This window comes from Campylobacter novaezeelandiae, assembly GCF_018968685.1.
GTDB lineage: Bacteria > Campylobacterota > Campylobacteria > Campylobacterales > Campylobacteraceae > Campylobacter_D > Campylobacter_D novaezeelandiae.
The window spans coordinates 316,251-340,811 of sequence record NZ_CP076657.1 but is presented as its reverse complement, the minus strand read 5'-3'; the positions used below and the strand labels follow the sequence as shown (position 1 = coordinate 340,811).

22 protein-coding genes are annotated in these 24,561 nt (G+C 26.5%); all 22 read right to left on the bottom strand.

What is annotated here, in order from left to right; genetic code table 11:
- Positions 1-30 precede the first annotated feature (30 nt).
- From hddC to CNZW441b_RS01760, 22 genes are read right to left on the bottom strand one after another with little or no spacing between them, the layout of a single operon-like run.
- The gene (hddC, locus tag CNZW441b_RS01865) at positions 31-717 is read right to left on the bottom strand and encodes a D-glycero-D-manno-heptose 1-phosphate guanosyltransferase (protein WP_216681500.1); all 687 of its coding nucleotides are present in this window, start codon (positions 715-717) and stop codon (positions 31-33) included.
- Entirely contained in the window at positions 714-1,301 is a 588-nt protein-coding gene (gene gmhA2, locus CNZW441b_RS01860) for a D-sedoheptulose 7-phosphate isomerase (RefSeq protein ID WP_216681499.1), read from the bottom strand. The genes hddC and gmhA2 overlap by 4 nt, the downstream gene beginning before the upstream one ends.
- Positions 1,295-1,615, bottom strand: coding sequence for a hypothetical protein (locus CNZW441b_RS01855; RefSeq protein ID WP_216681498.1), 321 nt, complete (start codon positions 1,613-1,615; stop codon positions 1,295-1,297). Before CNZW441b_RS01855 ends, gmhA2 begins: the two co-directional genes overlap by 7 nt.
- Before the next feature lie 13 nt (positions 1,616-1,628).
- A complete protein-coding gene (locus CNZW441b_RS01850) occupies positions 1,629-2,882 on the bottom strand; it encodes a cation:proton antiporter (RefSeq protein WP_216681497.1) in 1,254 nt (417 codons plus the stop codon).
- A 9-nt stretch (positions 2,883-2,891) separates the two neighbouring features.
- On the bottom strand, positions 2,892-3,851 hold the full coding sequence (locus tag CNZW441b_RS01845) for a pyruvate kinase (RefSeq protein WP_216681496.1): 960 nt from the start codon (positions 3,849-3,851) through the stop codon (positions 2,892-2,894).
- 10 nt (positions 3,852-3,861) lie between these two features.
- Positions 3,862-4,566: a hypothetical protein gene (locus CNZW441b_RS01840; protein ID WP_216681495.1), complete on the bottom strand. Its 705-nt coding sequence runs from the start codon at positions 4,564-4,566 to the stop codon at positions 3,862-3,864.
- Positions 4,545-4,907, bottom strand: a complete 363-nt coding sequence (locus CNZW441b_RS01835) for a hypothetical protein (protein ID WP_216681494.1) — start codon at positions 4,905-4,907, stop codon at positions 4,545-4,547. The genes CNZW441b_RS01840 and CNZW441b_RS01835 overlap by 22 nt, the downstream gene beginning before the upstream one ends.
- Positions 4,908-5,441 carry an adenylyl-sulfate kinase gene (locus tag CNZW441b_RS01830; RefSeq protein WP_063674756.1) on the bottom strand — a complete coding sequence of 178 codons (534 nt, stop codon included), beginning with the start codon at positions 5,439-5,441 and terminating at the stop codon, positions 4,908-4,910. It lies immediately after the preceding gene.
- Complete coding sequence (locus tag CNZW441b_RS01825) at positions 5,431-7,245, bottom strand: DUF2972 domain-containing protein (RefSeq protein WP_216681493.1); 1,815 nt, start codon at positions 7,243-7,245, stop codon at positions 5,431-5,433. The genes CNZW441b_RS01830 and CNZW441b_RS01825 overlap by 11 nt, the downstream gene beginning before the upstream one ends.
- Before the next feature lie 52 nt (positions 7,246-7,297).
- Complete coding sequence (locus CNZW441b_RS01820) at positions 7,298-9,046, bottom strand: DUF2972 domain-containing protein (RefSeq protein WP_216681492.1); 1,749 nt, start codon at positions 9,044-9,046, stop codon at positions 7,298-7,300.
- 51 nt (positions 9,047-9,097) lie between these two features.
- Positions 9,098-10,354: a methyltransferase domain-containing protein gene (locus CNZW441b_RS01815; protein WP_216681491.1), complete on the bottom strand. Its 1,257-nt coding sequence runs from the start codon at positions 10,352-10,354 to the stop codon at positions 9,098-9,100.
- Positions 10,342-11,364, bottom strand: a complete 1,023-nt coding sequence (hddA, locus tag CNZW441b_RS01810; RefSeq protein ID WP_216681490.1) for a D-glycero-D-manno-heptose 7-phosphate kinase — start codon at positions 11,362-11,364, stop codon at positions 10,342-10,344. The genes CNZW441b_RS01815 and hddA overlap by 13 nt, the downstream gene beginning before the upstream one ends.
- A 15-nt stretch (positions 11,365-11,379) precedes the next feature.
- Complete coding sequence (locus CNZW441b_RS01805) at positions 11,380-12,411, bottom strand: GDP-mannose 4,6-dehydratase (RefSeq protein ID WP_216681489.1); 1,032 nt, start codon at positions 12,409-12,411, stop codon at positions 11,380-11,382.
- An 8-nt stretch (positions 12,412-12,419) separates the two neighbouring features.
- On the bottom strand, positions 12,420-13,478 hold the full coding sequence (locus CNZW441b_RS01800) for a GDP-L-fucose synthase family protein (RefSeq protein ID WP_216681488.1): 1,059 nt from the start codon (positions 13,476-13,478) through the stop codon (positions 12,420-12,422).
- Complete coding sequence (locus CNZW441b_RS01795; protein WP_216681487.1) at positions 13,478-14,023, bottom strand: dTDP-4-dehydrorhamnose 3,5-epimerase family protein; 546 nt, start codon at positions 14,021-14,023, stop codon at positions 13,478-13,480. Before CNZW441b_RS01795 ends, CNZW441b_RS01800 begins: the two co-directional genes overlap by 1 nt.
- The gene (locus CNZW441b_RS01790) at positions 14,023-15,873 is read right to left on the bottom strand and encodes an O-fucosyltransferase family protein (protein WP_216681486.1); all 1,851 of its coding nucleotides are present in this window, start codon (positions 15,871-15,873) and stop codon (positions 14,023-14,025) included. Before CNZW441b_RS01790 ends, CNZW441b_RS01795 begins: the two co-directional genes overlap by 1 nt.
- Complete coding sequence (locus CNZW441b_RS01785) at positions 15,870-18,767, bottom strand: DUF4422 domain-containing protein (protein WP_216681485.1); 2,898 nt, start codon at positions 18,765-18,767, stop codon at positions 15,870-15,872. Before CNZW441b_RS01785 ends, CNZW441b_RS01790 begins: the two co-directional genes overlap by 4 nt.
- Positions 18,767-19,888 (bottom strand): UDP-galactopyranose mutase, encoded by a 1,122-nt coding sequence (gene glf, locus CNZW441b_RS01780; RefSeq protein ID WP_216681484.1) that lies wholly within the window; start codon positions 19,886-19,888, stop codon positions 18,767-18,769. Before glf ends, CNZW441b_RS01785 begins: the two co-directional genes overlap by 1 nt.
- Position 19,889: 1 nt before the next feature.
- Complete coding sequence (galE, locus tag CNZW441b_RS01775; protein WP_216681483.1) at positions 19,890-20,864, bottom strand: UDP-glucose 4-epimerase GalE; 975 nt, start codon at positions 20,862-20,864, stop codon at positions 19,890-19,892.
- On the bottom strand, positions 20,861-22,159 hold the full coding sequence (locus CNZW441b_RS01770) for a UDP-glucose dehydrogenase family protein (protein WP_216681482.1): 1,299 nt from the start codon (positions 22,157-22,159) through the stop codon (positions 20,861-20,863). The genes galE and CNZW441b_RS01770 overlap by 4 nt, the downstream gene beginning before the upstream one ends.
- Positions 22,160-22,168: 9 nt before the next feature.
- Positions 22,169-23,125 (bottom strand): UDP-glucuronic acid decarboxylase family protein, encoded by a 957-nt coding sequence (locus tag CNZW441b_RS01765; RefSeq protein WP_216681481.1) that lies wholly within the window; start codon positions 23,123-23,125, stop codon positions 22,169-22,171.
- A gap of 47 nt (positions 23,126-23,172) precedes the next feature.
- Positions 23,173-24,558: a glycosyltransferase family 2 protein gene (locus CNZW441b_RS01760; protein WP_216681480.1), complete on the bottom strand. Its 1,386-nt coding sequence runs from the start codon at positions 24,556-24,558 to the stop codon at positions 23,173-23,175.
- Positions 24,559-24,561 lie beyond the last annotated feature (3 nt).

Here is a 24,561-nt window from a genome sequence, read left to right as displayed (position 1 = left end):
TTTTATTGTATCTTAGATAAATTAATAAGTTCAATGACCAAATTTAAAACTCTTGCTATCCTCTAAAAATTTTTTATAATCCTCAGGTACACCAATATCTATAAAATAATCATCAAAAATACATGCTCTTGCTTTTAAGTTTTTATAATTTTCTTGTAAAAAACTTTCAAAAGAAAATTTATCCTCTAAAGAAAAATCCTTAAAAATATCCTTAGATACTAGATAAATTCCTGCATTAATAAGTCCTTGTTTGAAAAATTGTTTTTCCCTAAAAGAACTTACAAAATTATCTTTATCAAGTTCTACGGCCCCATATCTATCAAAATCCTGCATTGATTTTAAGGCAAAACAAATTTTGCTCTCTTCTAAATTTAAACAAGATAAATCTATATTAAAAAAGGTATCACCATTTAATACTAAAGAATTTTCATTTGCCAAATTTAAGGCTTGTTTGATGGCTCCACCTGTACCTAAAGGTTCCTCTTCTATACTATATTCTATTTTTAGATCTAAAAAATTATATTTAAAATGATTTTTTATTACTTCATATTTGTAAGAAACAGCTAGAATAACTTCTTTGATATTTTGGGTTTTAAGATATTCAAATATAAATTCTAAAAAAGGTTTAGTATTGATTAGGGCCATTGGTTTTGGCACATCTTTAACTATACTCTTAAGTCTTGTGCCGAAACCTCCACAAAGAATAATAGCTTTCAATGAAAACCTTTTCCAAAAAGCTCCTCTTCTACTATGGCACAAAGTATATGTCCTATTAAAATATGAGACTCTTGTATGCGTGGGGTGCAACTTGAAGGCACTTTAATACAATAATCACAAAGTTCATTCATCTTTCCCCCACTTTGCCCTGTTAAACCAATGCTAATAATTCCTTTTTCTTTACAAATTTCTAAGGCTTTTAAGATATTTGCACTATTTCCACTGGTTGAAATTCCTATAAAAATATCCCCTTTTATTCCTTGTGCTTCAAGCTGTCTTGAGAAAACTTTCTCATAACCATAGTCATTTCCAATAGCTGTAAGTATGCTAGTATCTGTAGTTAATGCTATGCTTGCAAGCCCAGATCTATCAAAATAAAATCTACTTACAAGCTCTCCTGCAATATGTTGTGCATCAGCTGCACTTCCGCCATTACCTGCTAATAAAGTTTTATTACCATTTTTATAAGCTTTTATAATTTCTAAAGCTACTTTTTTAATAAGGTCTAATATATTTTCATCTTTTAAAATTTGTTCTTTTGTATCTATGCTTTCTTTAAAATGATTTTTTATATAAGCTAACATCCATTCTCCTTTAAATTTACAAGCCTTAATTCTTTAGCACTTAAAATCACTACTTTAAGCTTTGGGGCTAAACCTTGCTTTTTAAAATTTAAAATTTCATTTTCAAAAACTACTTTTTCATGTAAAGCCATAGTCATTATTATACACTCTATATCTTTTAAGCTTTCTTTAGAAGCATTAATTATTTTTATAGAGCTATTTTGTAAAAATCTTCCTATTTTTTCAGGATTTAAATCAAAACAATACTTCAATTTTACTAAATTTTTTTCATCTATAAAACCGAGCATCGTATTTGAATGTATCCCTGCACCCATAAGAGCTACATTGTTAGAATTTTGAAAATATATTTATATTCTTATTTTTTTGATATCTTAACCAATAACCAGCCATCATCGAAGAAATTAAAACAGTTAAAATAAGTGTTGTAAAAAAACTTACATTAATAATCTGATAATAATAGGCAACACTCGCTAAAACTATTCCTGGGCCACCTCTAGCATTCATAGTAATTGCAAAATTAATTCTTGAAATATTAGAAATTTTAACAAAATTTAATCCTATATAACAACCTAAAAATTTCAATAAACACGCAAGAATTAAGAAGAATATAAACATGTTAAAAGAAAATTCATGCATAATATTTAATTGAATACCGATTAAAGCAAAATAAATAGGAATAAAAAATGAAAAAGCCATATCTGAAATACCGTTAACTTTTTCTTTTAATATTTGATGATTATTTAAAATATTCTTTATTAAAAAACCAATAAGAAATGAAGTATACATAGGGTTGATATGAATCATATTTAAAAAAGCTATAGATAAAAATAACACAACAAAGCTTAAAGTAAAAAAATCAATTGTACTCATGCGAAAAGAAATTTTTTCAAAGAAATGAGAAATTACCTTCACAGCTATAAATAAAAATAAAGTAAGAAAAGCGGTTTTAAGATTGCTCATTAAAGTTAAATCTTGATTTGTTGCGGCATTAATAGTAATATTTAGTAAAATCCATAAAAACAAATCTTGTATTGTTGAAGTGGTTAAAACTATGCTTGCAAATCTTGTTTTAATCACTCCTATATCAAAAAATATTTTTGATATTACAGGTATAGAAGTTACAGCAATGGCTATTAAAAAAACCAAATCAAAAGATAAATCATTCCCCTTTATTCCAATAAAACTTTCTTTAAAATAATCAATAAAAAAATATCCCACACCAGCAGATAAAAAAGTACCACCTAAAAATAAAGTAGAAATAATCTTAATATTTTGTTTTTCAAAACTAATTTGCGTATTAAACCCTGCAATAAACATTAAAAATATCAAGCCTAATTGATAAAAAATATTTAATATCTTGCCTTGTTCATTAAATCCATTAAAGATACCTGCAAGCAAATCAGGAGCAAAAATATATAAACCGCTTGCTCCTAAAACAAAACCGCCAAAAATTTCACCAATTACTTTTGGGGCTTTAAATAAAGTAAATAATTTTCCAAAAACAAAAGAAGAAAATAATAAAACTCCTAAAGATAAAAATATAATACTAATATTCTCAGGACTTAAAGATTCAAATTTCATATTGCTTTCTTAAAGAATGATTTTTTCATTATTGATTTCATCTTGTATTAAATTTAAAATCTTAACACATTCTTCTACATAGTGTCCTACAGCTGTTTCTTCAGAAAGTTGCACACCAAAAACTCCACTTTTTGCGATATTATATAAATCATCAATTTCTGCAATAGTAGGAATGGGTTTTTCTTCCATATTTTTTAAAATTTGTGTAGCTAAAAATACTTTAATTGCATTATGATGTGCCATTTCTACAATATAATTTTGAAAACGTGGAATTTTTTCTATACCAATTTCTGTGGATAAATCTCCTCTATCAATTAAAATATATTCTACTTCTTGCAAAATACTGTATAAATTATTCACTGCTTCTAAAGTTTCAATTTTAGAAATAATCTTAGTATTTGAATGAAGCACTTGTTTTAATTCTTGTATATCACTTGCTTTTCTTACAAAAGAAGCTCCTACATAAGCTATATCAAACTCATTGCAAAGCTTTATAAGTTCTTTATCTTTTTCAAACAAAAAAGGAATATTATTGTGTAAGTTTCTTACATGCATACCTTTATTATTTAAAAGCAAACCAGTACTTTTAGATGTAAATATAATTTCTTTATTATTAACTTCTTTTACGATAAATAAAAATACACTGTCATTTGCATAAACCTCCATACCTGGTTTAATAAGCTTATAAAATTCTTTATAGTTAAATTGATCAATTTTTAAAGAAAAATCCTTATCTTTTTCTACTTGAATAGCTTCGCTAATCCCTGAAGTTCTAATTTTATTTCCTGGCAAATCAATCAAAATATCAATATCAGCTTTTTGTTTTCTTAAATTAATAATAGTATTTTTAATACTCTCTATATCTCCATGAGCTCCATTGATTCTATAAATAAATTTATCTTGATGAATTTGATTAAGATTTATCTTTCCACCTAAACTAGGACCTGTTGTTAAAATAAGCTTCTTCATTATCAATCCTTTAATCAATAAAAATATTTTCTCTACCTAAAGCAAGTATACTAGCAGAAATTTCTGAACGCATCATAAGTTCGCTAGGAATTTTACCCTCGCTTAAATCCTTTCTAATTTGCGTACCACTAATTGCAATTCTATGTTCTTTATAATGTGCACAATTTTTTTCACTCACAATTTTTTGACATTTAGAACAATAATAAGGTTCTTTTAAAAGTAAAAAATCTATACCTAAATCATAACGCATTGATAGATCTTTAGCCAACTTTTGCGCCTCGTAAATTCCGTAATAATCTCCCACTCCCGCATGATCTCTACCAATGATAAAATGGGTACAACCCATATTTCTTCTAAGTAAAGCATGAAAAATAGCTTCTTTAGGACCCGCATAACGCATAGCAGTTTGTAAACCTTGAATATAAACTCTATCTTTAGGATAAAACTTATCAAACATAGTTTTATAAGCACTCATCACTGCTGCTTCGGTAAAATCTCCTTGCTTTTTCCAGCCTGTTAGAGGATTAATAAACAAAGCATCGCAAATTTCAAGCGCAATTCTTTGCAAATGTTCATGAGCTCTGTGGATAGGATTTCTTGTTTGAAAACCCACTATGGTCTTAATATCAGCATTAAAAACATCTTTTAAGATATTTTTATATAAAGAATCTTTATAAAATTCTTCTTTAAGTTCTATCTTTCCACCAACACGCAAAGAAGAGCGTTTTTTTCTTTAATAATACCAGGATGTTTTTCATCTTTAGTTTGAAAAATTTCATAAAGATCCTGATCTTGAACGCAAAATTTATCTTCGATTTGAATATTTCCTATAAATTTGTCTTGATAATATAAATCTTGCTTTTGTCCTACATAAATATCTTTAAAATCATCCACTTCCAAAGTAATAGGCAAGGTCCATATTTCACCATTTAAAAGTTGCATTTCATAAATTACTTTTTTATATTCTTCATAATTCATAAAACCTTCCAAAGGATAGAACACACTGCTAGCAAAATATTTTAAATCTAGGAAATTTTCATGAGTAACTTGTAACATTTATTCGTGCTTTGAATTATCTAAATTTTGAGAAAGTGCTGTTAAAATAAGGCAAACCTTATCATCAAGCGCTGTCATTTGGGTATTGTCAATCACTAAATTAGCTTTTGGTTCATCATACGGAATGTCTACACCCACGACATTTGAAATTTCACCCTTTAAAGCTTGGGTATATAAATTCTTTTTATCGCGTCTTTTCAACTCTTCAAATTCACATTTTATATAAATTTCAAAATAATTTTTTAAATATTTGCGGTTATACTCATAAATTTCATTCCACATAGAAATCGCACTTACGATAACTATCATTCCTTGATTACTTAAAAAACGAGCAAAATCGGATCGTTTAAAGGATACATCCATACGACCTTTTTTATCATAGGAAAAACATCCCAAAAGCTCTCTTAACTCATCTCCATCAAGATAGATAACATTGTCATATTTCTCTTTTAATTTTCTATACAATGCTTGTGCTATATAACTTTTACCACTTCCTGCTAAACCTGTAAGCCAAATAGTTAAATTATGTTTCATTACACATCTGCTCAAATTTTTGATAATATTTCCATTGTTTTAAATGCTTTGGATAATTTATTTTTATAAAATTTAATTCTTCATCTAAAATATCTTTTAATTTTAATCGCAAATCTTTTCTCATTTGTAAATATTGCAAAATTTCTTCTTCTGTAATAAGATTGTTTTTAATCTTTATCTCATTCTCTTCAAACGCATCCATATAACCGTTTAAATATTTTTTGCTATCTATAAAACATTTTTGATTATTCTTTAAAATATTATATTCTTTTTGTTTTATTAATAAAATAATATTATCAAACATTAACTTTCTTTCTTTAAAAATTTCAGAAGTAATGTCAATATAGTCTTCATCTGTCATCTTAGGCTCTAAAGAATTAAAATACATAAGATTTTTTGTAGTAATTACTATATTAATACAAATTTCACCTATAACAATAGAATATACAACTGGAAGCACAACCAAATCACCTTGATGGCGATTAATTCTTTTAGAAAAAAAAGAATAATCGCATTTTACATTAAAAAATTTATCAGCTATAAAATCAAATGTTTTTCGAGCATTTAAACCAGAGATTTCATTAAGTTCAAAACACAATACATCTTTTTTTAAAATTTTAATTCTTTGATATGATTTAAAGTAAAGTTCATAATTATCTAAAACTTTTATCAAGCTATTCAATTCAGGTTTGCTTGAATTGGAATACCAGTAAAGTATTTCTGGAAAAAGCTCTTTAAAATTTGAATTTAAAGTTATCTGTTTCATCATTGGTTTTATTTTGCTATTTTGGTCACCTATATGATTTATTGCATGCCTGATAATTGATATTGGATCTCTACATATATATAATAAAGGAACATTGCTAGTAAATAAATAATAAATTTTATCATTATTTTCAAACACTCTTGGAGCTATTGCTACATGTGTTTTTTTGCTTAATATATACGTATAATTATCAATATAAACTTTTTTTTCATCTTCCCAACCATTTGCATTAATAGTTGAAATCCGAGAATAATTAAAAAATGTATAAATAGCCATTGTTCCACTACATGCAGCCCATAGCCATATTAATTTATAATTTTCAGGCAATGGTAAATTCATTTTCCAAGCTAATTCGCCTGAAATATTATGATAATTTATTTTTTCTGCTTGATCATTAAGTTTTTTAGGGTCAAGTAAAGAAGGATAAGGATGATTTACATCTTGAAATCTTTGCTTAAAATCACTTGATAATAACCATTCTTGTATCATTTCCAAATGATTTAGCGTATAATTAAAATTTTGAAAAATAACTTTTAATGCTGGTATATAATTTTTATGTAAGTCTAAAATAATTTTCAAATTATCCAAATTACACATGAATAAATTTTTATTTTCAGCAAGTATAATATAAATATTTTCTTCAAACTTTTTAGAAAGATCTAAAATTTCTTTTATTATTTTATAATCTTTTTTAGTTTGTTCTATATTTTTAAAAAGAAAAAAATACCCATCTTTAAACTTATTCATATCAGCCTTGATTAAAACTTCTCCCAGCATATAAGATAAATGAAATTTATATCTTAGGGATTCACTATAATCAGGACATGTTTCCAAACTTGGATATTTAAGTTGAGGAAAGATTTGTATGGTTTGTTGATAAATTTGTTGTTCTTTTTTATGTTGTTTTTTTATTTCATAAAGTTTTTTAAATAAATGGCAATACCCCCCCCCATTTTTATTATATTCAATCATAGCTTGACCTAATTTATAGGCCAAATGATTTTTTACTCTTTCTATAGCTGAATTTGGATTTTGCATGAGACTCCTTAACAAGCTATTATTCTATATAATAATAGCTTAATCAATTATTTTAATCCAATTCACTGCACATTTTTTCAAATTCTTGATAGTATTTCCAAGAAGCTACTATATCTGGACGATGTTTTTTAATATGCGATAATTCCTCATCTAATATTTTTCTCAAAAGTAAAGCTTCAGATTTAATTGTTCTAAAATATTCAATACATTTAATTTCATTTGTTCTTTTTTCATATTCTAAATTTAATTTTTTATTTAATTTATCAATAAATTTTCTAACATAAACTATAATTTCTCTTTTATTTTGTAACAAATCTTTGCTTACTACTTTAAAATTTGATTTAAATAATTTATTTTCTATATTTATCTCACAAACAACTTGCTTGTTTGTATATGTTAATTCATGAATAATTTCCAAATTTATATTATATTTTTTTAAAATTAAACTCATAGGAAATAAACGGTTCATAACGCCTTCCATTTGCACATACAAAATAGGCGATTCTCTAAAGCTTATATTAAACTCCTTTGATATTTTAAACATGGTTGTTAATATATTTTCAGAAGCCAAATCTTTCGTATGAATATAATAAGGTTCTATATTTATATATTTCTTTATTTTATTTATTATTTTATTTGTTATAAATATACCCCTAAACTCTGGTTTATAATGATCTTTTAAAACATAATAATTATCTGGTTGACCTGCATAATATTTTAAGAAAGAAATTTTATTTAAATCAGTATCTTCTGTTAAAGCAAATTTTTCAACATAGCCATAATTTAAAATAGATCTTAAAATCTCTATTGGATCTCTAGTAAGAATCAATACCTTTGTATTTTTTTGAATTAAGCTTATATATTTTTCAAAAAATTCTCTATGGTAATCTTTTAATAATAACACAACATTTTGCTTATCTTGAAAATTTAATAAATCATTATATGCATACATATATTTTTGTATTACATTTTCTGACCATATAAAATGACCGCTAATTAAAGTATTGCAGGTTTCTTGTAAAAATACCCTTAAAGCATAAGTTCCTGTATGATGATGACTAATAATAATAAATTTATACTTTGACGGTAATGGCAAATTTATCTCCCAAGCAAGCTCAGCAGGTATATTTTTATAATTAATTTTTTCATTTTCATCATTTAGTTTCTTAGGATCAAGTAAAGAAGGGTAAGGATGATTTCCTTTTTTATATCTTTCATTAAAATCATTTGATAATAACCATTCTTCTATAAGATCAAAATTTTGTATAAAATAATCAAAATTATGAAAAATATTATCTAGGATAGGTTGATAGTTTTTGTGAATTTTTAGTATATTTTTTATTCTTGGAAATTCTTTTAGAAAAAATTGCTGATTATCTTTAATAGCCTTTAAAGCTTTACCGTTTAATTCTTTAATTTCTGTTAGAATTTCTTTAAAAATTTGAAATTCTTTTTTAGCTTTTTTAATATCATTTTTTAGTTTAAATCCACTTCCTTTATACCAGGTTTTACCAGCCTTAATTAAAACTTCACCCAACATATAAGATAAATGAAATTTATATCTTAAAGCTTGTTCATAATCACTACATGTTTCTAGGTTTGGATATTTAAGTTGGGGAAAAACTTGTATAGTTTGTTGATAAATTTTTTGTTCTTTTTTATGTTGTTTTTTTATTTCATAAAGTTTTTTAAATAAATGGCAATACCCCCCCCCATTTTTATTATATTCAATCATAGCTTGACCTAATTTATAGGCCAAATGATTTTTTACTCTTTCTATAGCTGAATTTGGATTTTGCATGAGAATTCCTTTTTTAAATCCAAAAAATTATAAAATGATTTTTTATATAAGCTAACATCCATTCTCCTTTAAATTTACAAGCCTTAATTCTTTAGCACTTAAAATCACTGCTTTAAGCTTTGGGGCTAAACCTTGCTTTTTAAAATTTAAAATTTCATTTTCAAAAACTTTTTCTTCAACAACAGGCATAGCCATTATTATACACTCTATATCTTTTAAGTTTTCTTTGGTGATTTCCATAATTTCTATATCGCTATTTTGTAAAAATCTTCCTATTTTTTCAGGATTCGCATCAAAAGCACAAATTATATTTTTTAAATTATCTTCTGTAAGGTAATTTAAAATACTATTGGCATGTATCCCCCCCCCCATGATAGCTATATTTTTAGAACAATTTAATAATGCATTTGTTTTATCGATATTATCTTGAAAAATACCATTATCATAATAATAAATTTCTAAATTTTGTCTTATTATTTTTTTTGTTTTTTTAAAAAATAAACCTACCCACTGTTCACTACTTGGATAATGTATATCAATACATTCACAACCCAATTCATTTAAAATATTAATTAAAACATTTGGTTGAAAATAGTTTACATGATCATGAAAAAATTCATAAAATCTTTTATGTTTAAAAATTTCTAAAGCATTTGGCACTTCTATATATATTTTTCCATCCTCAGGTAAAAAATCAACAACATTTTGTAATAATATTTTTGGAGTATCAATATGTTCTAACAGATGTCTAAAAATAATAAAATTAACTTTTTCATTTATTCTATTTTTAATATTTTCATCAAAAAAATCTTGAATTAACTTAGCATTTTTCAAACCTTTAATTCTGCTACTAGAAGAAGGTGAAGGGTCAACACCATAAATAAATTTAACCTCTTTAGCAAGAGCATAAAATAAATCTCCTAAACCAGGAGCGATTTCTAAAAAAATATCATCTTTTTCAGAATAGCTCATAATTTTATTTTTAATATTTAATAAAGTATTATTTAAAGAAGTTGAAAAAATCTTTTGTTGCATATATTTTTCATTTAAATAAACTTGTTGAATTTTTCTATGGTTAAATGAAGCATTATATATCAAACCACAACCAGAGCATTGTTTAATATCTAAAACACAATCACCGCGACCATAATTTAAATTTTCCTTACTCATTGTTGCTGATAATTCAAAAATTTGACTTCCTGCAAAAACATTATCTCTAAAAAATATATTTTTAAAGTCCGTTTCTTTATTACATAAAGGACAATCCCCCCCCCCGTTGTTACTGTTGTTAAATCTTATATTCTCCATGTTTTAACTCCTTCTTTTGTAAATGAAAAATCTTGAACATAACCTTGTTCTTTATTTAAAACTTCAATAAGTTTATATTTTTTAATAGGATCTACCAAGAAAAACATAAACCCACCTGCACCTGCTCCACTTGTTTTGCCACTATAAGCGCCATTTTGAGTGGCTAAATTATAAATTCTCTCAAGCTCATCATTGCTAACAATTTCTGAAATGATTTTTTTACTTTTCCAAGATTTACCTAATATAGATCCTAAAGTTTCAAAATCTGCTTTAAATAAAGCCTCTTTCATATCAATAGCATCTTGCTTTATACTGTGCATTGCTTTAAGAGACTTTTCATTGCCTAATTTTCCTTTTTTATGTTCCTCTATATCCTTTGCTTCTCTTGTAATATTTGTAAAATAAAGCACCATTCTAGCTTCAAGCTCACTAACTATCCAATTTCTAATACGTAAAGGATTAACTATGACTTTTTTTTGATCATAAAATTCCATAAAATTAAAGCCACCAAAAGTAGCCGCATATTGATCTTGAGCTCCTCCTACTATGCCCATATCTTCACGTTCTATTTCATATGCAAGTTTTGCTACTTCATAATCCCCTAAAGGCAAATTAAGCCATTCTGCAAAAGCTTTTATAACTCCAACAACTAAAGTTGAGCTTCCGCCTAAACCGCTTCCACTTGGCACATCAGAATAAGTATGAAGAGAAAAACTTAAAGGTTTTTTAATAAAATCTTTCACTAGGCGATTATAAATAGCCTTAAAAATATCTAAATTTCCATCATTGTCTAATTTCTCTTTGCTTTCATATTCTGCATAAGCATTAGTGTCAGGAGAATCAAAAATAATTTTTTTATCATCTCTTTCTATAAGAGTGCAATGTATATAAAGAGAAATCGTGGCATTTAAAACATAACCTGTATATTTATCACAATATAAATTTATATCAGTTCCACCCCCTGCAAGACCTAATCTTAGAGGGGTTTGAGATCGAATAATTTTTTTCATAATTTTCCTTTATTGCTAACGATTTAAAGGGATTCTTCCTCTTTTAATCTCATCTCTCCAATGATTTAATAAATCTTCAAACATCTGTCTAGCAGGAATTAAAGGTTTCCAGTTAATGAAACTTTTGATTTTTGTATTATCAAACATTTGATAATCTGCATCAATAGGACGCAGTCTTTCTTCATCTTGCTCCACTTTTATATCTTTTCTTGTAGAAAATCCTAAAAGAATTTCTATAACCTCAGGAAGTTTAAAGGCTTCTTCACCTGCTATATTAAAAGCTTCACCGCAAGGAATATTTCCTTTTTCGCTTTCAAGAGAGAGTAGATAATAAGCTCTTATAGCATCACGGCAATCTTGAAAAGTTCTTACACTAGATAAATTTCCCACCTTAATGACTGGTTCTTGATAGCCCGCTTCAATAAGAGCAATTTGCTTTGCCACAGTACTTTCAAAAAAAACATCACTTCTTCTTGGGCCACTATGCGTTCCCATTCTAGTAACAAAGGTGCGAATTCCATAAGCTTCGCCATAAAATCTTCCCAAATAATCAGTCCCGATTTTACTTATACTATAAGGACTTGCTCCATGAAAGGCTGTTTCTTCGTTAAGTTTTATGCCTACTTTTGCTTTGCCATAAACTTCACTTGAAGAACAAATATGAACTACTGGATCATATCCATCTTTTTGTCTTAATAATCTTATATTTTCTAAAATATTAGCTGTACCTATTATATTAGTTTGCAAGGTTTCAATAGGAATTTCAAAAGAAGTTTTAGGATAAGATTGAGCTGCTAGATGAAAGATAAAATCAGGACGCTTACTTTCAAAAAGTTTTTGAATACTAGAATAGTCATTTAAATCTGCATAAAAAATGGAAATTTTATCTTTTTTATTAATTCTATCACTCAAATGATAGATATTGTCCATAGGTTCTTGCCAACGCATCATACCTATAACATTATAATCTGTATTTGCCAGTAAAAAATCTGCCATTTGAGAACCAACTTGCCCTGTAAAACCTGTGATTAAAACTGTTTTTCTCATGATTTTTCCTATTGTCTTATATTTTGCTCTTTTAAATACCACTCATACATCATTGTTATTCCTTCTTTTAGATTAATTTTATGCTTCCAGCCCAAAGCATTAATTTTAGAACAATCTGTTAGTTTATTCATTACTCCATTTGGACGATCTTTATTAAAAACTATATCTCCATTAAATCCCACAATATCTTTAATTAAAAAAGCTAGTTCTTTAATGCTTATATTCTCATTCACTCCCACATTTAAATGAGTGTTTGTAATCTCTTTGTCTTTTATTTTTAAATCTTTAAAATCAACATTTTGCATTACAAACATTACTGCTTTAGCCAAATCCTTGCTATGTAAAAATTCACGTGTTGGAGTTCCATCGCCCCAAATTTCAACGCTTTTTTCATTAACACCATATTTTGCAAGATAAGCTTTAGCTTCTGAAAGTGAATTTAAATTTAAATCTCTTAAAAGAGCTTTTTCATTGTTATTTTCAAGCAGTTTTGCTAAATGAAATTTTCTAAGTAAAGCAGGCATTACATGAGCTTTTTCAAGATCAAATTTGTCATTATTTCCGTAAAGATTTATAGGGGTGATGGCAATAAAATTTGTATTATATTGGATATTATAAGACTCGCATAGCATAAGACCCGCAATTTTGGCTATAGCATAAGGCTTATTAGTATATTCCAAATCTCCACTAAGCATTTGTTTTTCATTAGTTGGCGTATTTGCATTTTTAGGATAAATAGTAGTAGAAGCGATAAAAAGAAGTTTTTTTACCTTGTATTTAAAACTTGCGTGGATTACATTGGCCTCAATCATTAAATTTTCATAAATAAAATCTGCACGATAAGTATTATTAGCAGCTATACCTCCTGCTTTTGCGGCTGCTAATATAACAAATTCTGGTTTTTCTTTTTCAAAAAACTCATTCACCGATTTTTGGTCACTTAAATCAAGCTCAGAATGCGTTTTGTAGATTAAATTTGTAAAATTTTCTGATTTTAGCTCATCTAAAATAGCGCTTCCAACAAGACCGTTATGCCCTGCTATATAAATTTTAGAGTCTTTTTGCATTAATTATCCTTTTTCATTGCTAAAATATCACGCTCTGAAAGGATAGGGGAATTCGTTGGCCAATCTATACCGATTCTCTCGTCATTCCATGCGTAGGTAAATTGATCATCAGCATCCATATATTCCCCTAAATAAGCACATTTATAGTAATAAACTGCACTTTCGCTGCTAACATAATGAGCATTTCCAAAACCTGCTGGCACTAAAATGATTTGCTGATTATCTTGATTTATAATAAATTTTTCATACTTTAAATAAGTTGGAGAATCTTTTCTACAATCAACCACTACTTGATGAACTTCTCCGCTAACACAAGTAGCCAACTTATAAGTTTTTACATCACCATGGATACCACGAATAACATTATATTTAGAATGTATAAATTTATCGTGTATAAATTTTAATCCATTTGGCAAAAGTTTATCTATGGTCTCACTTGTAAAAGCTGTCCAAATTTCACCGCGTAAATCTTTAAATTTATTTGGAGTAATAATATACACCCCTTTTAAAACTTTTGATTCTTGTATATCAAATTCTATTGCCATTATTGTCCTTTAAATTTGCAAATTTTATATTCAAAATGTGCCCTTATTAAATAATAAGGTAAAAATAAAAATTTATATTTAAATTTACTTTTTAAACATATATAAAAAACTCTTCCTAATTTATATGTAAGATGTTTTCTAAAACTAATTAAATTAATATAATCATTATATTTATGCATAGGCAAGACTTTTAAACTTGCATCTTTTTTTCTTTGTTTTTTATAATCATTTAAAAAATTTTTATAGTCTTTTAATATTAAATAAAGGTTAAAAGGTAAAAATATTATTTTTTTTATTTCTTTCGTATCCAATAAACATTTTCCTAACTTATAATCCAATCTATTAAAAAATCTAGCAGCCAAACTATAACGCATTAAAAAAAGTAAATTATATTTTTTTTTATCTAATATATAGCTACTACAAATATTCATACGCTTTAGATCAATCTCTGCCTGTTGCACCGTTTGCTGATCTGACAATAAACTTATTAAGTTAATTTGATCAAAATTATAAAAATTACCTAATAGTTCTATATTTTTCAGCATATCTGAAGCTAAAACATATTTCATTAAATTAATATATTGAAATTTTTTAACATTACATTTTGAATAAGCCGAAAATAGCAAAAAATTGTCATATCGTTTCAAATCATAAGATTTCTGTAAAAGTAAATTTGTGATTGTATTAAATTCAATATTTAAAACCGAATTTAAAAGTTTATTTGCTTTATCAAATTTTTTATAATTTAAATATACATCAATCTCGCATAAAATAAATATATAATTATCCCTATTCCATTCATATCCTTTTTGCAAATATTGCAGTTGTTTATCCATACTAAGCAATTTTTCTTTAGATCTAAGAAAAAGTAAAAAATATGAATATGACATCTGATATTTATTTAAAATTAATTTTTTCAAATTATTAGAAATATAATTTAACTGCTGATATGAATTTAACAGTTTATAAATATTAATCATCTTTGATTGACCTATAAAACATGCCATTCTAGAAAATCCACTATCGCCAGAAGAATATATTTCAATAGCGTTAGACATGGTAACTATCTCAAACAATGTTCTATATACAGAATTATCTTCCTCGTCTTTAAATAAATTATATGCCAAAATGCATTCATAACTCGATGATTTTATTTTATTAACATAATCTACTATTTGCCGTCCACTTTCAATATCATCGGTAAATATTATAATGTTAAAATTATCTAATTTTTTTAAAATTAATTCTAGTGCCAAATGGAAACTTAAGGCCTTATTTGCAGCAAACCATAACCATCTACCATATCCTTTTTCTTCAAAAATTAAATCTCCAGATCTAATATGTACAGCAAGATATCTACCAATTTTATTTGATAATATACAAGCTTGATTTATGATTTCCTGAAATTTATTAGAAAATTCTATCTCTTTCCAGCATTGATTTAACGTATTTTGATAATCTTTCCATTTTACATCGTAAAAAATATTAGCTAAATTAGCCTGACAAGATCTCCACCCCCAATGATATTCATAAGGTTTTAAACTTAATTCTTTTATGCTTCTATTAATGAATAAATGGAAATTATCTAAAGGACTTACATTGAAATTATCATAATGGTATTTTTTTATAAAAGAATGAGAAAAAATAACTTCTATGGGAATTCGGTCATTGCAAGTTAAAAATTTATCCTTATTATTATAAACTTTTACTAAACTATCTTCCTTACTTTTCCAAACAAATCTAAATTTTAATGAAGTTTTTTTGCTTATATACATTGCATTCAAAATACAACACATTCTCTCTCCAAAACCATCGTCACGTGCCGCCAGTATAAACTTTCTTTTTTTCATTTTTTATTTTTCCTAAAATCATTTATTATACGTTTAAAATTAAATATAAATTTAAAAGGGTGTTTTAATAAATATGCACCCAATAAGTATGAAAGATGTCCTTTTACTTTACAAGCTTCTTCGTAATCCGCATATTGCTCAAGCGATAAAAAATTTAAAAGTTTAGATTGATGTTTATGAGCAATTATAATTGAAATTAAAATTACAGGAAGTCTAACAAAATCGATAAAATTACGAGAGTTAACTAACGCATAACCCAATTTATAAGAAAGCTGAGATTTAATTTTGTTCACAGCTCCAATAGGACTATAGTTAAAGTTATAATCATATTTAGCAAATTTTAACTTCATGTATCTGGTATGATCCTCATTTACAGCTTGATAGACATTTTCTAAAAAATATTTATCATTAAATAATGTATTATTTGTAAAATAGTTAATATAGTCTATCAAAGTAGCGTTATCAAAAATAAGATCAAATCTATTACCAAATACGCTTAATAAATCATTTGAAAATTCAATTTCACCTTCAATAATCTTATCCGTTATCTGAACTCTTTGCTTTTCCAATTTATTATCTAAAAATTTAAATTTTCCATCCAACATAATATCTTCGATAGGCAACTCATTTGAGGTAATTAATAATTCAGAAATTGCATAATTATCTAAAAAAGTATCAAGCGAATTAAAAGCCTTATAATCAAATTTATTTACATAAGCATCAGATAGAACATTCCAATAATATCCTTTTATTTTGGTAGATTTTGGAAAAACTGCATGAAAAATTTTCATTGAACTAAAAGAATTAGCGCTGAGATCAAAAAAACCAATTTTACCAGCTTTAATATTAAAATTAGCGATATATTTACAATATTCTAAATATTTAATCTTGCTTATTTTTTTCAACTCATCCCAATTGCTTTTAATTAAATCAAGTTTTTCTAAATGCGTTAATTTATTAATATTTATATTTTCAAAATTTATAATATACTTTTTAAAACTTCTTATGATGCTCCCAGCTTTATCCCAAGAAAAACTACTGTCTAAATCTAAATTGATCAAAAGATTAATAATTCTTGGCGCACGTATATAGTGTGTTTTTATTTTTTTATTAGGTTGCTTACTTTGTATCAAATCAAAAATTTTTTTAATTACAAATCCATCTCGTGCAACAAAAATAAAATTACATAATTTCTCACGTATAGCTTCACTATAAGTAAATTTTGCCAAAGCATAACATATGGGACCACCATAGCAATATCCAATGTTTTTCCAATATTCATATTGATTTTTCGAATAAAGCCATTTTTTCAGCATAAAACCTAAAATTACACTGGAGGTAATATTACCTTTTCTTGCTAAAAAAGATGATGATATCTGATCATATTTTGAAAAATAATTAAAAGGAGAATATACATGAAAAGCGTTCCAATTATAATTTTTAGGTTTTAAATAATCAGAAGTGTAATTATCTCCTATATGCAAAATTGTATTATCTCCTATATTCAATTGTTTATTTATATATAAAAATAATTCCCCAGATTCTTTGCTTTTTCCAAGTTCTCCAGATATGTAAATTTCATCAAAACCACAAATACCATTTTTATGTAATAAATTAACAAAAAAAGTTTTATCATAATACATATCTGTTGTAAAGATAATTTTTTTGTTCAATGATTTTGCATATTCAAAAATATCTTTCATTAAAGGATTGATATAAATATTGTTATACTCCAATTCTTCTTCATATTTTTTCAAATAATAAAATTTCTTATCAATATATTGATAAATATCATCATATTTTGGATAACAACCCTTTTTTTTCTTAGCTAATCTCTCGGCATCTATTCGATTTTTTTTAAATCCATCTGCTTGAAAATACTCTTCTAAATATGCAAAAACATCTTCTGGTTTGTAAAAAATACGTAAAAGTAAAGTATCAAACAAATCAAAGGAAACTATAGAATTTTTTTCTATTTCTTTTTTTAATGTCCTTTTTAGAAGTTCTAATTCCAATTTTGGATCAATAGTATTTTTTACAAATCCTATTTTTGCATATTTAATTTTCTTTAACTCAGCTTCTTGTTTTAATATATAAAAAGTTGTTATATGTTCTGCTATAAAAGCTAAAGCTCTAGTCTGATTAGGGTTAGAAAAAGTTGATAATTTATCTTTATATTTATCCAGAAGCGCAAAAATGATTTTAAACAAAAATTCACAGTATGAAAAAAATAATTCTTTTTTCATTATAAACATATTGCAAAAATAATAAAAATTTTTTGTAAAAAATAATTCGGATATTTCTCTATAAGCATCACTATTTTGCATTATTTTTTCTAAATCATATAGAATATCAACACTTTCACAATATATAGAAAAATCATTTTCTATAGTCGTTGTTTTAAACTTGTTTTTTTCTAACAAGTAAGGTTCTGGCACAATCAAATCAAACAGCTCTATATTATTAAAATTATTTAAATCAATAATTTCTAAATAACTTTGATTAATATTATCAAAATAATGAAAGTAATTCTCCAATCCATCTATAGGGGGTAAAATAATATTTTCCTTAAAAATAAAATGTCTTCTATAGTGCTCATACCCTATATAATCAGGATTTCCCAATTTGTCATAATTTTTCCAAGCCCAATAAATTCCAGTTAATTCATTTAAATAGCGATTTAAATATGATATATTATCTCCTGTATCATCTCCTATCATATTTTCACACATCCATTCAAAATCCCCTTTAGACATTTCTCCGTCTTTAGAAGCTTCTGTAGCTAAAGCTCTTCCTAAATGGATGGGAGTTAAAATATCATTTTTAATTAAAGTTGCTGGCTTATGGTAACCGACAAGTATTTTAATACTTGGATTTTTATTTTTCTTTTCCATTATATATGCAATCCTTTTTTTGTAAATTTCAACACTCTCTCCACTGTTTTATCCATATCATAATATTTATAATCCCCAAGCCTACCTAAAAAATAAACATTTGTAAGTTTGGTAGCTTCTTCTAAATATTTTTCATATAATCTTTGATTTTCATTATTTGGTATAGGATAATATCTTTCATTCTTGCCCTCTTTATACTCACAAGGAAATTCATAAGAAAGTATAGTTTTGTTAGATTTTTCATCAAGATAATATTTATACTCAACACTTCTTGTAAAATCATAATTTTCAGGATAGTTTACCTGAGGACCGGATTGTATATACTCTTTATCAAAAGCTTCAAATACTATATTTAAACTTCTATAAGGCAATTTTCCAAATTTATAATCAAAAAATTCATCAATTGCTCCTGTATAAAACAATCTTTCATATTCTATATCTTTTTTTATATCTTTAAAATCAGTGTTTAACTGCACTTTTATCAAAGAATGATTTATAATATTTTCAATCATTTTCGTATAACCATCTTTTGGTATAGCTTGATAAGTATCTACAAAATACCTATCATCACGACTTATATATACAGGAACTCTTGCACTCACTGAAAAATCAAGTTCTTCAGGTTTTATACCCCATTGTTTTACTGTGTAGCCTAAAAAAACTTTTTTATAAATATACTCAGCTAAAAATTTCAAATCTTTATCATTTGTGCTTTTTAATTCTAAAATAGGAATTTTGGAATTAAAAGTAAATTTATTTACTAATTTTTGCTCAAGATCTTTAGCCAAACTTTCAGGAAAAACTTTATGTAAAGTATCAAGATTAAATGGGATATTTACCTCTTTGCCGTCTATAAAAGCTTTTACTTTATACATAAAATAATGCCATTTTGTAAAACGACTTAGATAATCCCATACTTCTTTTATGCTAGTGTGAAAAACATGGGGCCCATATTTATGAACAGTTATATTAGTCTCTTGATCTTTATAATCATAAATATTTCCACCAATATGTTCTCTTTTATCTATAATTAAAACTTCTTGTCCTTTACTGGCTAAACGCTCAGCCAAAATAGATCCACTAAGCCCACAACCTACAATTAAATTTTTAATTTTTTTCATCTTAATACTTTCTATTATTTTCCCAGTCCCAAGCACTTTTAATAATATCTTTAATATCAGTATATTTTGCTTCCCAAGATAAAATTTCTTTTGCTCTTTTATTATCTGCGTATAATCTTGCAGGATCTCCAGCTCTTCTTGGTGCGTAATTTATAGGGCATTTTTTATTGCTTACAATCTCAGCTGCATTGATAATTTCTTTTACACTTGTACCTATACCCGTTCCAAGATTGATGCAACCATTAAATTTATGCAAGTTCTCCAATGCCAAACGATGAGCAAGAGCCAAATCTTCTACATGAACATAATCTCTTATACAAGTCCCATCTTCAGTATCATAATCATTTCCAAAAATATTTATAACAGGAATTTCTCCTTTTATAGCCTTTAAAACCAAAGGAATTAAATGGGTTTCAGGCTCATGACTTTCACCGATAAAACCATCCTTGCTTGCACCTGCAGCGTTAAAATATCTTAAGGAAATATGTTTTAAACCATAAGCTTTCTCATAATCAGCAAAAATTTGCTCTATTATAAGCTTGGTTCTACCATAAGTATTGATAGGATTTTGAGGGTGTTTTTCATCAATTGGAGTATATTGCGGATCTCCATAAGTTGCACAAGTGCTTGAAAATACTATATTTTTAACATTATTTTCAAGCATTATATTTAAAAGATTTATAGTTCCTACTACATTATTTTGATAATATTTTGCAGGATTTAAAACACTTTCGCCCACATAGGCAAAAGCTGCAAAATGTAGCACCGCATCTATTTCTTCTTGTTTAAAAACATTAGTTAAAGAAAAATTATCTAGCAAATCTGCATGGATAAATTTTGCTCTTTTATCTACAGCTTGCTTGTGTCCATAGATAAGATTATCCATAACAAAACACTTATAATTATGATCTAGTAAATGCTTTAAAGTGTGCGAACCTATATAGCCTGCACCACCTACAACTAAAATATTTTTCATCTGCCTACACCTTGATACTCAAAACCTAGTTTGATGGCTTCATTTTTATCAATTAAATTTCTTAAGTCAATAATTTTTTTATGCCTTAATAAATCACAAGCTTTTTTCAAATCAAGACTTGTAAATTCTTTCCATTCTGTTAATATAGCTATCACATCAGCATCTTTTATGGCTTCATACATAGTATTAGCATAATCAATTTTATCTCTTAAAATTTGCTTAGCTAAGCCTATAGCCTTTGGATCATAAGCACAAATTTGAACTTTTTGTTCTAAAAGTTTAAAAACAATATCTACAGCAGGGCTTTCTCTACAATCATCTGTTCCATCTTTAAAAGCAAGACCAAGTATAGCTATTTTTGGACTTTTAATATCTTTAACACTATTTAAAATTCTTTCGCTCATTTGATTTTTACGCTCTTCATTGCCTTTAATAGCTGCATTTATTAAAGTCAAATCGATATTATTTTGCTTACCCATAAAAGCCATAGCTAAAGTATCTTTTGGAAAACAAGAACCTCCATATCCTGGACCCGGATTTAAAAAACGACTTCCTATTCTAGTATCAAGCCCTATACCTTTAGCCACTTCTAAAACATCAGCTCCTACTTTTTCACAAAAATTTGCCATTTCGTTAATATAATGAATTTTTATAGCCAAAAATGCATTTGAAGCATATTTAATAGTTTCTGATGAGCGACGGTTTACAAAAAATAATTTACTTTTTCCTTTAAAATGTTCATAAAGTTTTTCTATAACTACTTTTGCTCTTTGTGAATTTGTTCCTATTACAATTCTATCTGGATTGAAAAAATCATAGACCGCAAAACCCTCTCTTAAAAATTCAGGTAAAGAAATAACATCAAATTCTGCACTTGGATTTTTTTTACTGATTAAACTTTCTATATCATCGCCTGTACCAACTGGAACAGTAGATTTTGTAGCAATTACCGTGTATCCTGTTAGATAATCTGCTAGTTCAGTTGCAGCTGCATGAATATATTTCATATCCGCTTCTTTTGTGACTGGATGTGGAGGAGTCCCTACTGCTATGATCACTAAATCCGCATCTTTAATACCTTCTTGCATAGAAGTTGCAAATTTCAAACGACCTTCTTTTACATTTTTATGAAAAAGTTCTTCAAGATTATCCTCATAAATTGTTAAAATTCCATTATTTAAAGCATCAATTTTCGATTTTTCTCTATCTATACAAATAACCTCATTGCCGAGTTCCGCTAATCCAACCCCTGTTGGAAGTCCAACATAACCTGTTCCTATGATTCCTATCTTCATAATCTTAATTTATCCTTTAAATTCTGTAATTTTTTCTTTAAAATATCTTATTGTCTTTTCCAAACCTTCATCTAAATTTATTTTTGGTTCCCAATTAAATTTAGCTTTAGCTAAAGAAATATCAGGTCTTCTTTGAGTTGGATCATCTAATGGTAAATCTTTATAAATAATCTTTGATTTAGAGCCTGTTTTTTCTATAATTTTTTGTGCTAACTCTTTTATAGTAAATTCACTGGGATTTCCTGTATTTATAGGACCTTGAAAGTCTTTTGGAGAATTCATTACTTTAATTATAATATCAATTAAATCATCCACATAACAAAAAGAACGCGTTTGCGAACCATCTCCATAAATTGTGATATCTTTTCCACTTAAAGCTTGACATATAAAATTACTTACAACTCTACCATCATTTGGATCCATATTTTCTCCATAGGTATTAAAAATTCTTATTACTTTAATATCTACACCTTCATGTCTATGATAGTCAAAAAATAAGCTTTCTGCACATCTTTTTCCTTCATCATAACAAGCACGAATCCCTATAGGATTTACATTGCCTCTATATTCTTCACTTTGTGGATGAACAAGCGGATCTCCATAAATTTCTGAAGTTGATGCTTGCAAAATCGTTGCATTATGTTCTTTTGCAAGTTCAAGCATATTTATAGCACCATATACACTTGTTTTTGTTGTTTTTATAGCATGCTTTCCTTGATAAGCGGATGGAGAAGCTGGACAAGCAAAATTATAAATTTGATCAAGCTTTTGCATAATTTTTAATGGCTTACAAATATCGTGTTCCATAAAGATGAAATTTTTATTTCTTAAAAGCTCTTTGATATTTTCGATTTTTCCTGTATAATTATTATCTATACAAATAATTTTATTACCTTCATTAAGCAATCTTTTGCATAAATTTGAACCTAAAAATCCTGTTCCACCGGTAATTAAAATAATCTTCATTATAAACACTTTCTTAATTTAATATCAATTTGATATTATAGCTAAAGTTAGATTATATCCAAAATATTTTTTAAAACCTTTCCCAAACGATAAGAATAATGTTTTTTGATTTTTTTAATTTCTAAGTTTTCATCAGAAGAAAAAACAATAAAAGGGAAATTTTTTATTGTTTTCTGAAATAATTCTTCTTCTTTTTTAATATTTAATATCATTTTTTTAACATTCAAGATAATCTTCATAAAGCCTATTAAATTCTTATAGTTTGTTAAAACAAACTGTCCCAAACGATAAGGCAATTGATATTTAAGACATTCTGCTCCACTTAAATGAAATTTTTCAAAATAATCTTTTAATTCTTGTAATTTATTTTTAAGTAACAAAGGATCTTTATTTATAAAAAAAATAATCAAAGTTTTATCAAGCAAAGTAGGTAAAAAGGTTTGCTCAACAAGTATTGATATTTCAGTATTCGCATTATATTTTAAAGCTTTTATCAATTCTAAACAAGTTAAAATCCAGTTCATAGACATTTGATATCTTTTTAGCTCATAGGTGTTTTTATTAAATTCTAAATATAAAGCATACAAATAAGAGTTATTATTTATATTATACTGTTTTTGATTGCTTATACTGCTGCTCCTAACTCGATATATATATTTTTTCTTTGGATAGATATATATACTTTCAACCATAGAAAAAAGTGCTATACCAAAATGGTGATCTTCATGAATAATTTCATTTATAAATTTGATTTTAGTTTTTTGCAAAAAACTAAAATCAATCATTCCTTGCCAAGCATACCAAAATAAATAATTACCTATTTCTTGAGTTTTTCTAAGCCATTGCAAAGGAGTAATAATTTCTTCTTTAGCATAACCATAAATTTCCATTTGAGTTGTTTTATGTTTATTTAAAAATTTAAAATCAAACCAAAGAACATTAACTCCAATCATTCTTTTTACGCACTCTTCTATACAATCAAGTTCCCAATAATCATCAGAATCTAAAAAGATGATATAATCTATAGTAGAATAAACTAAATTGGCCAGATTTTCAACATTCTCAAAAGCTTTATAACTTTTATATACTGTATGAATCTCATAATGGTTATTACCTTTTATATTAAATTCTATTAAAGATTTTTTTTCTAAAATTTGGGTTGTATTCTCAAAGACATATTTTCCGCTAAAATACTCTATTCCAACATTTTTAGCAGAACTATGGCCACCATTTTTTTTATCAAAAAGTATAAATCTTTCATCCTTTAAAGTATATTCTTTGGCTATATTAAATGAATTTTTATCTGTGCTACCATCATTTACAAGCACAACTTGTAAATTTTTATAAGTTTGGTTGATAACACTATCTAAACACTCTCTTAAATATTTTTCTACATTATAAATTGGAATTACTACGCCTACTGTTTTATTCATTTC